Genomic DNA, 12,524 nt, shown 5'->3' with positions numbered 1-12,524 from the left:
TGAGCGTATCCACGCGTGCGGTCCGGGTTCCGTACGGAGGGAGGGCCCGGGCGGGGTCGGCGCCGTCGCGCGGGGGTGTTGTCCCGGTCGATGTCCTCCAGCACGGCTGGGGCACCTCGGATATTCGCTAGGACTCTTGATCATCGCGGGCCACACTGGCCGCATGCAGCATGAGGAAGAGCAGCCGCTGTCGGGCGGGAACGTGAGCTCCGGTGTCGTCCGGGTCGGCGATACCGTCCGCCGCCCGGCGGGGCCGTGGACGCCGGCCGTGCACGCGTTGCTGACCCACCTTCACGAGACGGGCTTCACGGCCGCCCCGCGCCCCCTCGGCATCGACGACCAGGGCCGGGAGGTGCTGACGTTCATGCCGGGCGACATGGTCTGGCCCGACCGGTTCGCCGACCTGGAGCCGCTGCCGCGGCTCGCCCGCGTGGCGCGGCTGATCAGGGACTTCCACGATGCCGTGCAGGGCTTCACGCCACCGCCCGACGCGCAGTGGCAAGTGCTCATGCCCGCCGACGGCGCCGACATCATCGCCCACCACGATCTCGCGCCGTGGAACCTCGTGGTCGGCGGCGAGGACGAGTGGGCCTTCATCGACTGGGACGTGGCCGCGCCCGGCACCCGCCTCTGGGATGTCGCCTACGCCCTGCACGGCTTCATCCCGCTGTCCGCCGATCCCGACTGGCAGCGCGGCGACGCCCCGGCCCGCATGCGGGCCTTCGCCGACGCCTACGGACTCGACGAGGGCGAACGGCGTGACCTGGTGCCCCTCCTCGGGCGCCGCACCCGCGCCATGCACGACTTCCTGCGCGACCAGACCGCCCTGGGCAACCAGCCCTGGGCGACCCTCTGGGCCGAGGGCCACGGCGACACCTGGCGCAACGACACCGATTACATCGAGCGGCGTGCGGAGTTGTGGACGCGCGCCCTGCTCGACGGCTGAGACCCGCCGCCTACGGCATGACGGCCCGCCGCCCCTTCCGGGCGGCAGGCCGTCCGCGCGTCAGTGCGTCAGTACACGCTGACGCCGTACGCGGCCAGCGCCTCGCGCACCGGCTGGTGGATGGCGGAGCCGTTGGTGCCCGTGCAGCCCGAGCTGCCGGAGTGGATGCCGAGGGCGACCGTGCCCGCGAAGTGGGCGCCGCCGCTGTCGCCGCCGGCGGAGCAGGCGGTGGTGCGGACCATGCCGTAGACGGGGCCGTCGCCGTAGTTGACGGTGACGTTGACCGCGGTCACCGAGCCGCTGGTCACCTTGGTGGTGGAGCCGCTCTTCCGGATCTGCTGGCCCACGACGGCGTCGGCCGCGGACGAGATCTCCTGGTAGCTGCCGTTGTAGAGGTTGACGTTGCCGGCGGGGGACGAGCCGTTGGTGTAGCGGACGATGCCGTAGTCGTTGGTCGGGAAGCTCGTGCCCTCGCGCACCCCGACGGCGGAGCCGCCGGACGTGGCCGACCAGTTGGCGCTGAGGTTGGTGCAGTGCCCCGCCGTGACGAAGTACCGGGTGGAGCCCTTGGAGACGTTGAAGGCGGCCGAGCAGCGCGAGCCGCCGCCGTAGATGGCGTCGCCGCCCGCGACCTCGCGGTGGAAGGTGCCGGGCACACGGCTGACGTGTACGGCCCCGTCGAGGGACGCGGCGACGCGGCGCAGCCGGGCCAGGTCGCGGGCCGAGACCGACCTGTCGGCCTGCACGGCTATGCGGTTGCTCCGCGGGTCGACGCCCCAGGAGGTGCCGGTGATCTTGGCGCGGGACTCCAACGTCTCCATGGCCGCGTCGAGTTGGGCCGCGCTGCGCTGCACCCGCTTGGGGGTGGCGCCGGTCGCGCGGACGCGTTCGGCGGCGGAGTCGCTGGTGACGGTGACGACGAGCTTCCCGGTCGTCCGGTCGAGGTAGGTGCCGGCGCTGTCGGCGCCGAGCTGCCGCTCGACCTGGGCGTTGAGGGCGTTGATACGGGACGGAGCGGGGGCCGGTTCACCCTGCGCGCCTGCGGGGGTGACGCCCAGGGCGAGGGATCCGGTGACGAGCAGGGCGGACAGGCCGAGGCGCGCACAAGTGGTGCGTCTCATGTGGGGGGGCTCCTTTGCCGGTGACGTGTGACGTACCGCGGTACGTGTGGGACGTACCGAGCAGGAACGTGGCATGCTCGCGTCAATCGCGCAAGGGGTCGGACCCCGACCGGTCCGGGATGTCCTGACCTGGGAGGGGCCTTCCTCCTAGGTCAGGTTGGGGAACTCGGCGACCTGCCTGCTTGGCCGTCGGGCGCCTGGCGGTGAGACGCGCCCCGGGAGACGCGCCCCACCACGCGGAGGACAGGTTGCCGTCTGCGTAAGTTCGCTTCTGCGCAGCGGATTCGATCCGGGCTCGCTTAGCGGGCGCGGTCCGTCATGCGCCGATGCCCTGGCCGAACCCGCCGTCCACGGGCAGTTCCACGCCAGTGGTGAAGGTGGCTTCGACGGCCAAGTACAGGGCGGCGGCCGCGATCTCGTCCACGGTGCCACCGCGGCCCATCGGCGTCGAGGCGTTGCCCTGTTCGATGAACTCGGCGCGCTGCTCCTCGGTCAGTTCGGCGACGCCCATGGTGGGAGTGAGGATGAAGCCCGGGGCGATCGCGTTGACGCGGATCCTGCGGGGCAGCAGCTCGGCGGCGAGCACCTTGGCGAAGGCGGCGACGGCCTCCTTCGCTCCCGAGTAGGCGCTGAGACCGGGGAAGATCTGGTCGTTGGAGACGGTGGTGAACACGATCGAGCCGCCCTCGGACAGCAACGGCGCCAGCCGTTGCACCGTGAAGAAGGCGCCCTTGGCATTGACGTCGAAAATGCGGTCCCACGATTCCTCGGTGACCTCTTCGAGCGTCTGGAACTCGGCGATGCCCTGATTGACGAACAGGTAGTCGATGCCGCCGAGGCGGTCGGCGACCTCGTCGCCGAGGGCGGCGATGGCACGGGCATCCGTGGCGTCGGAGCGCACCGGGTGGGCCAGCGGGGTGCCAAGTGCCGCCTGGGCCTCGGCGAGTCGCTGATCGCTGCGCCCCGTGTACAGCACTTCGGCGCCGCGGTCGGTCAGGGCCTGGACGATGGCTCGGCCCATGCCGACGGTGCCGCCGGTGACGACGGCCTTCTTGCCTTCCAGGGGCTTCGGGGCGACGGCTGAAGAGCGGTGGGTGCTGTGGTTCGTTGTCATGGCGGTTACGCTAAAGCTTGACGTTGACGTCAGAGTCAAACTTCTGTGTCGGGAGCCACATGTTCATCGGCGAGCTGTCGCGGCGCACCGGCGTCAGCACCAGAGGTCTTCGGTACTACGAGGAGCAGGGGCTGCTGCGACCGCAGCGACGGGCCAGCGGCTACCGCGAGTTCGCCGAATCCGACGTGGCCACCGTGCGCCGGATCCGGATCCTGCTCACGGCCGGGCTGAATACCGACCTGATCCGGGAGGTACTGCCCTGCATGGCCGACGAGGGCGCCATCCTGGCGCCGACCTGTGAGGAAATGGCCCAGGAGCTCACGCACGAACGCGAGCGCCTGAGCCGCTCCATCGAAGAGCTCCGGGCCGCCCACACCATGCTCGACGCGATCATCCACGCGGGCGAACCGTTCACCGTCCGGGCCGACTCCAACGGATAGCAGCGGAGCTCCACGACGGACGCGCCCGCCACCGCCAACGGGACACCCTTTGGCGGGTGTTCGCTCAGCGGGTCTTCTTCCTGTCGAACCAGATCGTGGCCGCCGTGGGCGCGAGCCCCGCCCAGAAGATGAACACCGGCGCCGACCGGTCCGTCCAGGGGACCTCGGCGATCAGCACGGCGCACAGCATCGCCCACCCCGCCTGGGCCAGGACGACGCGGGCCCAGCGGCCGCGGCGGATCAGGGACTGGACGTTGAGCTGGACGCCCGCGCGGAGCCTGCGATAGCGGCGCCAGGCACCGAAGGCCCAGATCACCGCCATGACCACAAGGATCCACAGACGCTGGGCGAGCGGAACGGGCAGCTCCGTGGCGGGCCGGTCGTCCGAGGGGAACAGGTCGATCATGGCGCCCGCCAGAAGCACGCAGAGCACGGCCAGCCACCGGGTGCCGCGCAGCAGGCGGTAGGTGGCGTGGTCGAGCTGCTCCTGCATGGAGCGGGAGTTGGGCTCCGCGGCGAGGGCGTCCGCGTACAGCTCCGCGGCCTGGGTGGCGCCCACGCCCGGCGCTTCGGCGGCCTTGTGCGTCTGGCGGGCGAGGGCTTCGCCGTGCTGGGGGTTGATGCGGAGGATGGCTTCGTCGAGCTGGTCGGCGACCGTGCCGTTGCCCGCGGCGCTGGCGATGCGCTGGGCGACCTCGTGCGCGTAGACGTCCTCGGGCCCGAGCCGCAGCGCCTCCATGACCAGGTCGGCCGCCTCGCGCGAGACGCCGTCGATGTCGCTGTTGCTGAGCCGCTTGGCGCCGGTCGCGTTGGCGAAGTCGACGAGCGCGCGCCGCCACACGGCGTCCGCGAGCATGGCACGGGGGTACGAGTCGTACGGGGCGACACGGATCGCCTCCCGCAGGACGGGCTCGACCTTGAGCCAGCCGTTGTCGCGCACCATCACCTGGGCGCGCAGCATGAGCGCGCCGTAGTCCTCGGGGGCCAGCTTGAGCGCCTCGTCGGCCGCCTCCCCCGCCCGGGCGAGCTGCTCCGTGTTGAGGTGGCAGTAGCCGATCTTGACCCAGGCGCGTACGTCGTCGGGAGCCTCGGCGACACGACGGCCGAGGAGGGCCAGGGCCTGGTCGTAGCGGTCGAGTTCGATCAGGGCCTGGGCCTGTTCGACGGTCGGGTGCAGCGTGCTCACAGCTTCCGCTTCTTCTTCAGATAGGCGATCAGATCGTCGTACACGCCGCCCTCGTTCGCGTACATGGCGACGTTGCGCGCGGCGGCGAACCACGGCTCGGTCGAGGGCACGATCTGCCGTGCGGCGTGCAGCAGGTCCGTCATGTTGATCATGCGGACCGTTCCGGTGCGCGCCGAGTCGAGCAGGGCGCTCTCGGCCGCCGCCTCGCACAGGTGGGCCAGGTCGGCGCCGGACAGGCCGTCCGTGGCCTTGACGAGCTTGGCCACGTCGACGTTCTCGACGGGGCGTTCCCGCAGGTGGTAGCGGAGGATCGCGTCGCGGGCCGGGGCGTCGGGCGGCAGCACGAGCAGGGTGCGGTCCAGGCGTCCCGGTCGGCGCAGCGCGATGTCCACGTCCCAGGGCGCGTTGGTGGCGGCGAGCACGAACACGCCCTCGTTGGCGGCGGAGTCGATGCCGTCCAGCTCGGTCAGGAGCTGGTTGACGGTGTTGCGCAGGCCGCTGTGCTGGGTGCGGCTGCGCTTGGCGCCGAGCGCGTCGAGCTCGTCGAGGAAGACGACGCAGGGGGCCTGGCGGCGGGCGGTCTTGAAGATCTCGTGCATGTTGCGCTCGGAGTTGCCGATCCACATGTCGAGGACGTCGTTGACCGACACCGAAAGGAAGCCCGCGCCCAGTTCACCGGCGATCGCGCGGGCGATGAAGGTCTTGCCGCAGCCCGGCGGCCCGTACAGGAGGAGGCCGCCGCGCAGGCTCTTGCCGTACAGCCTGCGCAGCTCGGGGTTGCGCATGGGCGCGAGGAACGCCGCCTCCAGGCGCTCCTTGACCTCCCGCATCCCGCCGACGTCGGCGAGCCGCACCGCGCCGGGGGTGTCGACGTCCCAGGCGGACGCGTCGTCGGGGTCGCCGCTGCCGTCGGCGGTGAGCGGGGCCTCGACGAAGCGGGGCGGGACCACGTCGCCGACCTGGTCGGCGGCGGCACGCCAGTCGAATCCGGTGCGGGGTTCGGGGTGCGTGGTGCGCGACTCGGGGGTGTCGGTGCGGGGTTCGGGCTGGGCGGGTTGGTCGGGTTGGCCAAGTTGGGCGGATTGGTCCGCAGAACCCTCTTGGTTCGCAGAACCCTCTCGGTTCGCAGAACCCTCCGCAGCCGCAGGCGCGGGCGCGCCCATGGCCCGGGCCATCAGTGCTCGGGCCTGCCCGTCCCCCGGTGCGTGCTGCAGCGCGACGGCGGCCTCCGCGACCGCGGCGTCCTGCCGGCCCGCGTCAAGCAGCAACTCGGCCAAGTGCAGGCGGAGCGGCACGTCGGCGGGCGCCGCGTCAACGGCGGTGCGCAGGCTTCGTATCAGGGGGGAGTCCTCGGACATGCGGCTACTTTACGTACACCCTTTTGGCCAGCTGATCCCGGGCTCCCGCTCCACGGGGCGGGGCTGTCGGCAGGGTGGGTCCTCGGCCCGTCACCGGCGCCCGCCGAACTCCCAGTCGTGCACCTCCGTGTCCGCGTACCGGCCCGGGGCCAGCACAGTGCGTGCCGCCTCCGCGTCCGGGGCCTGGACCAGTGCCGCCGTACCCAGCCAGGTGGCGCCGTCGTCGGAGAGCAGGGGCCCGTACGCGATCAGGTCGTCCCGGTCGGGCGGCACCTGGCTGGATACGGCGGCCCCTCCCGAGCCCCCGCCCGAGTCCGGCTCCGGGCCCAGGCCCAGGACCAGGTACCGATTGCCGCCGGTCGCGCCGCCGGGGAAGTCCCACATGGTGCGCCCCAGCGTGTTGCGCCACCGGCGCAGCAGTACGTCCCGGTACACGCCGGCCTGGTAGTTGGGCTCGTCGAAGGCGAACGCGCGGGCGGCCGCGGGGTCCGGCAGGTCGACGATGTGGAGGCTGCCGCTGGGCGTATCGCCGTCGCTCGCGAAGGTCGGGCCGCGGGCGATCAGCTCCGCCGCGTAGCGGTCCATGTAGGACCAGTGCTCTTCCCGCAGTTCCTCGCGCAAGGGGAGGGAGCCGGGCCGGTCGCGGTGGTAGCAGAAGAACTCCATGCGCACAGCTTCGCCCATCCCCCGTACACGCGAACCACAGGCCTCGTATCACCCGAACCACAGGCCTCATACCGCATGCCGTAGCCTTGCCGAGATGTCCTTCATAGCCAGAATGTCCGAGCGGCACACCACGAAGCTGGCCTGGCTCATCGTCCTCGCCGGAGTCGCCTCGGCCTTCGTGGGGGATCCGCTGTGGCGGTGGGCGGCGGGGCTCGGACCGGGCGCCGGGTACGCCTTCGGGGCGTTCTGCGGCAGCGGCATCCTCTGCTGCTGGGCACTGGCTTCCTCCGCGCTGAGGCACCGGCAGCCGGTGCGCTGCGTCGTCGCGACCGCCCTCGGCAGCGTCGCGTTCCTCGCGCTCGCCTGTCTGGTCCCCGGTCGGAACGGCCGCCTCTTCGGCTCCATCGGCATGCCGTCCGACCGGCGGATGTGGGTGGAGGAGAACCCCACGGTGTGGGCAGCCATCGGGGCCGGGCTTGCCGTCGGCGCGCTGGCCCTCTGGTGCGTCATGCCCCGCCGCGCAACGGGGCGACGGCGCTCGGGCCCCGCCAAGAAGTAGCCGCAGTCGCCGCGGCCGCGTTCCCCGCAGCCGCCGCAGGCACCAGGGCCGCACTCCAGAAGTCGGCGTAGCGGCCACCGCGGCGCAGCAGTCCGTCGTGGTCGCCCTCCTCCACGATGCGGCCGTCGTCGAGAAAGACGATGCGGTCGGCGCGCTGGACGGTCCGCATCCGGTGCGCGACCATCACCACCGTCCGGCCCGCCATCAGACGTTCGATGCCCTCGTGGACGGCCGCCTCGTTCACCGGGTCCAGGGCGGAGGTCACCTCGTCGAGGAGCACGATGGGGGCGTCCTTCAGCAAGGCCCGGGCGATCGAGACACGCTGGCGTTCGCCGCCCGAAAGGAGCGCCCCGCCCTCGCCGACGTGCGTGTCCCAGCCGCCGGGCAGCCGTTCGATCACCTCGTCGAGGCGTGCCGCGGTGGCCGCCGCCCGCACTGCGGCGTCGTCGGCGCCGGGACGGCCGATGCGTATGTTCTCCTCGATGGTGCCCGCGAAGAGATACACGTCCTGGAAGACGATGGCGATCCGCGCCATCAGCACCTCCGTGATGATGGCGCGCACGTCCGCACCGCCCACGCGCACCACGCCCGCGTCGACGTCGTAGAACCGCGCGAGCAACTGCAGCAGCGTGCTCTTGCCCGCACCCGACGGGCCGACGACGGCGAGCCGCTGCCCTTCCGGCACGGTCAGCGACACGTCACGGATCACCGCCCGATCCCCGTGCTGGAAGGCGACGGACTCGAACTCCAGGTCATGGCCCGAGGGCCGGATCGGCTCGCGCGCCTCCGGCAGCGGTTCGGTGCTCAACACCGCGTCGAGGCGCGCCAGTTCGGTACGCGCGGCGCGCAGTTGGCCGCCCATCTCCGCCAGCGAGAGCAGCGGGTCCGCGCAGCGTGCGGCGAGGACCAGGACCGCCAGGACCTCCGCCGTACCGACGCTCCCGCCGAGCGCGAGATGGGCGCCCAGGACGAGCAGCCCGGTGAACATCGCCTGCACCGTGAGTGCCAGGCCCAGCACGCCGGGCAGCGCGGACAGCGTGGACCGGCGGGACGCACGCTGGAGTTCACCCAGTGAGTCGTCGAGGGCCCGGAAGCGCTCACCGGTCCGGCCGCCCGCTCGCAGCACCGGCTGGGCCTGGAGATACTCGATGACGCGCCCGGTGGCCTCCTGGTCGCGTGCGACGCGCTCGGCGTCGGCGGCGGCCGTCGAGCGTCCGGTCCAGATCTGGATCGCCGCCACGACGGGCACGGCGAGCAGCGCGGCAAGGCCCAGCTGCCAGGTGAAGGCCAGCATCACCACCACGATCGTCAGGGGGGTCACGCAGGCGGAGATGAACGGTGCCAGGAGATGCGCGAGCACGCTCATCGCCCGCAGGACGCCGCGGCTCGCCAGGACGGACACCTCCCCGACCCGGCCCGCGCTGTACCAGCCGATGGGCAGCCGGGCCAGATGATCGCCGAGGCGGTGGTACATGCCCCGCAGCAACGTGGTCCCGACGCGGAACCCGGACAGATCACCGGCGTAGCGCAGCACCCCGTAGACCGCGACCGCGGCCCCGAACGCGCTCAGCCAGGGCCACGCGTCACCGGGAGTGCTGCCGAACAGCGCGCGCAGCACCGGGACTAGCAGTGCGTAGGACAGGCCCTCGGCCACTGCGGTCGTCGTCATCAGGGCCACGGTGCGGCGCACCGGCTTGCCGTACTCGTGGCCGAGCACGCGGAGCAGCATGCGGATCATCGGGGCTCGTCTCCTTCTCGTACGTCGAGTACGTCGTGTCGGGCGCCGCGCGGTACGCCATCGCGGGCTTCGGTCGCGTCGGTGGGCGCCGGTCGGTGGGACGACCGGTAGGACTGCCAGAACGCGGCGAACTTCCCGTTCCGCGCAAGCAGTTCGGCGGGCGTGCCGCGCTCCGCGATCGACCCGTTGTCCAGCATCACGACGGTGTCCGCGTCCATGATCGTCTCCAGGCGGTGGGCGATGACCAGGACGGTGCGGTCGCCTGCCGGGGTCGCCAGGGCCCGGCGTACCGCCTGTTCGGTCTGCGGGTCGGCGAAGGCGGTCGCCTCGTCGAGCACGAGGACGGGTGTGTCGGCGAGCAGGGCGCGTGCGAGCGAGATCCGCTGTGCTTCGCCGCCCGACAGTGCGGCCTCTTCGTAGAGCACCGTTTCGTATCCGCGCGGCAGTTCGAGGATGCGCTCGTGGATGTGCGCCTGACGGGCGGCGCGCACCACGTCGTCGAGGTCGGCATGGGGCACCGCGAGCGCGATGTTGTCCGCGACCGACGCGCGCAGCAGGCGCACGTCCTGGAAGACGAAGGAGACCCTGCGGTAGAGCTCGTGGCTTGCGAGCTCGCGCAGGTCGACACCGCCGAGGGTGACCGAGCCGCGGGTCGGGTCGAAGAACCGCGGCAGGAGTTGGACCAGCGTGGACTTGCCGCTGCCCGAGGGCCCCACGACCGCGGTGACCGTGCCGGGTTCGAGGACCAGGTCGATCCCGCGCAGCACCTCGTGGTCTGCGTCGTATCCGAAGCGGACGCCGCGCAGCTCCACCCGGTGGCCCTGGGGTGCGACAGGGTGGGCGGGCTCCGGCAGCGGCGGCACCGCGAGGACGTCGCGGATCCGGCCGACCGCGCGCCGGGCGGCCTGCAGGTCGTCGAAGCCGTGGCCGAGCGCGGCGACCGGAGCGGTCAGACCGAGGCCGAGGAGCAGGAAGGGCAGCAGGTCGGCCGGGGCCATGCCGTCGGCCGTGATCAGGGCCGTGCCGCCGGTCAGTACGACGAGGAGCACGAACGGCGGCGAAAGGACGAGTTGCATCCCGGCGGCGACCCCGGAGAGGCCGCGCACCATCCGGTTGAAGACGCTGACGAAGTCATCGGTGGCCGTGCGGAAGGCGCGGTGGGCGCGCTCGCCGCCGCCGAACGCCTTGACCACCGCGATGCCCTGGACGAACTCGACGGCGGAGTCGGCGATCCGCCCCATGGCCGCGTCGAAGTTCCGCTGCTCGCGCAGCCGGGCCGGGGTCATCATCAGCGGGACGAGGGCCACGGCGAGCACCACGGGCGCCAGCGTGATCAGGGTGAGCCGCCAGTCGACGGTGAACAGATAGAGCAGCGACACCAGCGGGACCACGAACGCGGAGACGAGCTCTCCGGGGGTGTGGGCGATGAACGGGTGCACGGCGCTCACGTCGTCCCCCACCACCTTGGCCAGTTCGCCGGTCCGGCGCCGCGAGAACCAGCCGATCGGTACGCGGCCGAGGCGCGCCGCAAGCCGTCGGCGGAACGACAGCTGCACCTGGCCGTCGAGCACGTGCCCGATCCCGGACGACGCCGCCGTGAACAGCAGGCGGACGAACAGGCCGACCGCGCCCGCGCTCACGACGATCCAGACGTGGCCGTGGTCGACCGGCCCGGGCGACAGCAGCGCACGCCCCAGCTCGACGACCGCGAGGAGCGGTGTGAGGCCCGCGACGGCGCCGACGATCTGAAGGATCACGACGGCGGCGAAGCTCCCGGCGTAGGGGCGCAGCGGCCCCGCGAGGTCGGTGGTCATCGTCCTGCCTCCCCGGCGGCGACCAGGTCGCGGTCGTCGGTCGGCTCGGCTTGGACCGGTGGAGCGGTGCGGCGCAGGACGACGAGGGCGACGAGGACCGCGGCGGCCAGGAGCGTGGCGCCGAGGGTCAGGCCGAGCGCGTATCCGTCGTTGAGGGACTCGGGCGTGACGGTGTCGCCGGTGCGGTGGTGGGCCGCGGAGCCGAGGGCGGCGAGGCCGAGTGACGCGCCGATCTGACGTGAGCTGCTGAGCAGCCCCGACGCGGTGCCGGTCTCGCGGGGCGCGACGCCTGCGGTGGCGAGGGAGACGACGGGGCCGAGGCAGAGCCCGAAGCCGAAGCCGGTGACGAGCGAGGGGCCCAGGATGTCGGCGGCGAAGGAGCCGTCGGTGCTGATCCGGCCGAACCAGGCGAGGCCGGTCGCGGTCAGGAGTCCGCCGGCGGCGAGGAGGGTCCGGGGCGCGAGCCGGTAGCCGAGTGTGACGGCGAGCACGGATCCGGCGACCACGGCGAGGGCGAGCGGCAGGAACATGAGTCCGGTCAGCGCCGGTCCGGTGCCGAGGACGCGCTGGAGGTAGAGGGACGCGAAGTAGAAGGACGCGGCCATGGCGGCGCCGACCAGCAGGTTGTACGCGTTCGCGGCGGCGACCGACCGGTTGGCGAACAGGCCGAGCCGGACCAGGGGGTCGCGGGTGGTGGTCCGCTCGACGTACACGAACGCGGCAAGCAGCGCCGCGGCGGCCGCCAGGGTCGTCAGGGTGACCGGCGAGGTCCACGCGTGCTGATCGGTGCGGACGACGCCGAACACCAGGAGCGTCATGCCCGCCGTGACCAGGACGGCACCGAGCACGTCGGGGCGGCCCTCGCGCGCGGTCGGCGCGGCGGCGGCGACCCCGCGCCAGGCCAGGGCGAAGGCGAGGGCGGCCATCGGTACGTTCACGAACATCACCCAGCGCCAGTCGGCGTACTCGGTGAGCAGGCCGCCTATGAGGACGCCGAGGGCGCCTCCGGCGGCGTTCGTCGCGCTCCACACGCCGAAGGCCCGGACGCGCGCTCTGCCTGTGGGGAACGTCGAGGTCAGCAGGGCGAGGGCGGCCGGAGCCAGCGCGGCGGCGCCGATGCCCTGGGCGGCGCGGGCCGCGACCAGGTGGCCGGGCTCCTGGGCGAAGCCGCCGACGAGCGAGGCCAGGCCGAAGAGGCCGAGCCCGAGCAGCAGGACCCGCTTGCGGCCGTACCGGTCGGCGGCCTTGCCGCCGAGCAGGAGCAGCCCGCCGAAGGTGAGGGCGTAGGCGTGGATCACCCAGGTCAGGCCCACCTCGCCGAAGCCGAGGCCGGCAGCGATCTGCGGGAGTCCGACGTTCACGACCGACAGGTCGAGGGACACCATGAACTGCACGACGGCCACCACGGCGAGGGTGAGCCCCGAACTCCCTGGCATCGCGCCGGAACTCCCCGCCCCATGGGCTCTGTTCGACATCACGTACTCCGTCCTGGGCGCCGCCCATCGACTTTCGGAACGCGTTCCGAAAGTAGCAGCGAGGTCATCGGCTGTCGAGCGCGCACAGCTGGACCGGAGCGGACGGA

At 72.4% G+C, this 12,524-nt stretch carries 11 protein-coding genes; 3 read left to right on the top strand and 8 right to left on the bottom strand.

What is annotated here, in order from left to right; genetic code table 11:
* Positions 1–163: 163 nt before the first annotated feature.
* Positions 164–946 carry a phosphotransferase enzyme family protein gene (locus ACFWZ5_RS03790; protein ID WP_384786500.1) on the top strand — a complete coding sequence of 261 codons (783 nt, stop codon included), beginning with the start codon at positions 164–166 and terminating at the stop codon, positions 944–946.
* Positions 947–1,014: 68 nt separating this feature from the next.
* On the opposite strand, the gene ACFWZ5_RS03785 is transcribed toward ACFWZ5_RS03790, so the two are convergent.
* Positions 1,015–2,067, bottom strand: coding sequence for a S1 family peptidase (locus tag ACFWZ5_RS03785; RefSeq protein WP_384786497.1), 1,053 nt, complete (start codon positions 2,065–2,067; stop codon positions 1,015–1,017).
* A gap of 316 nt (positions 2,068–2,383) precedes the next feature.
* A complete protein-coding gene (locus tag ACFWZ5_RS03780; protein ID WP_384786494.1) occupies positions 2,384–3,181 on the bottom strand; it encodes an SDR family NAD(P)-dependent oxidoreductase in 798 nt (265 codons plus the stop codon).
* Positions 3,182–3,240: 59 nt separating this feature from the next.
* On the opposite strand from ACFWZ5_RS03780, the gene ACFWZ5_RS03775 reads away from it, so the two are divergent.
* Complete coding sequence (locus ACFWZ5_RS03775) at positions 3,241–3,621, top strand: MerR family transcriptional regulator (protein WP_384786491.1); 381 nt, start codon at positions 3,241–3,243, stop codon at positions 3,619–3,621.
* 64 nt (positions 3,622–3,685) lie between these two features.
* Here ACFWZ5_RS03775 and ACFWZ5_RS03770 read toward each other — a convergent pair whose 3' ends face one another.
* The 3 genes from ACFWZ5_RS03770 to ACFWZ5_RS03760 all read right to left on the bottom strand — a co-directional run bounded on the left by ACFWZ5_RS03770 (position 3,686) and on the right by ACFWZ5_RS03760 (position 6,831).
* Complete coding sequence (locus ACFWZ5_RS03770; RefSeq protein WP_384786488.1) at positions 3,686–4,807, bottom strand: tetratricopeptide repeat protein; 1,122 nt, start codon at positions 4,805–4,807, stop codon at positions 3,686–3,688.
* Positions 4,804–6,165: an ATP-binding protein gene (locus ACFWZ5_RS03765; protein WP_384786486.1), complete on the bottom strand. Its 1,362-nt coding sequence runs from the start codon at positions 6,163–6,165 to the stop codon at positions 4,804–4,806. Before ACFWZ5_RS03765 ends, ACFWZ5_RS03770 begins: the two co-directional genes overlap by 4 nt.
* 90 nt (positions 6,166–6,255) lie before the next feature.
* Complete coding sequence (locus tag ACFWZ5_RS03760) at positions 6,256–6,831, bottom strand: YciI family protein (protein ID WP_384786483.1); 576 nt, start codon at positions 6,829–6,831, stop codon at positions 6,256–6,258.
* Between the two features lie 94 nt (positions 6,832–6,925).
* Here ACFWZ5_RS03760 and ACFWZ5_RS03755 point away from each other — a divergent pair, with 94 nt between their 5' ends.
* Complete coding sequence (locus tag ACFWZ5_RS03755) at positions 6,926–7,390, top strand: hypothetical protein (RefSeq protein ID WP_384786480.1); 465 nt, start codon at positions 6,926–6,928, stop codon at positions 7,388–7,390.
* On the opposite strand, the gene ACFWZ5_RS03750 is transcribed toward ACFWZ5_RS03755, so the two are convergent.
* The 3 genes from ACFWZ5_RS03750 to ACFWZ5_RS03740 are packed head-to-tail and all read right to left on the bottom strand — an operon-like array spanning position 7,338 to position 12,417.
* Positions 7,338–9,128 carry an ABC transporter ATP-binding protein gene (locus ACFWZ5_RS03750; protein ID WP_384786477.1) on the bottom strand — a complete coding sequence of 597 codons (1,791 nt, stop codon included), beginning with the start codon at positions 9,126–9,128 and terminating at the stop codon, positions 7,338–7,340. The two genes, ACFWZ5_RS03755 and ACFWZ5_RS03750, sit on opposite strands and share 53 nt — an antisense overlap.
* A complete protein-coding gene (locus ACFWZ5_RS03745; protein ID WP_384786474.1) occupies positions 9,125–10,942 on the bottom strand; it encodes an ABC transporter ATP-binding protein in 1,818 nt (605 codons plus the stop codon). The genes ACFWZ5_RS03750 and ACFWZ5_RS03745 overlap by 4 nt, the downstream gene beginning before the upstream one ends.
* The gene (locus tag ACFWZ5_RS03740; protein ID WP_384786471.1) at positions 10,939–12,417 is read right to left on the bottom strand and encodes an MFS transporter; all 1,479 of its coding nucleotides are present in this window, start codon (positions 12,415–12,417) and stop codon (positions 10,939–10,941) included. The genes ACFWZ5_RS03745 and ACFWZ5_RS03740 overlap by 4 nt, the downstream gene beginning before the upstream one ends.
* Between the last annotated feature and the right edge of the window lie 107 nt (positions 12,418–12,524).

This window comes from Streptomyces sp. NPDC059003 (genome assembly GCF_042740445.1).
Lineage (GTDB): Bacteria > Actinomycetota > Actinomycetes > Streptomycetales > Streptomycetaceae > Streptomyces.
Note: the sequence above shows the minus strand (reverse complement) of the source record. Positions and strands in the feature narration are given on the sequence as shown.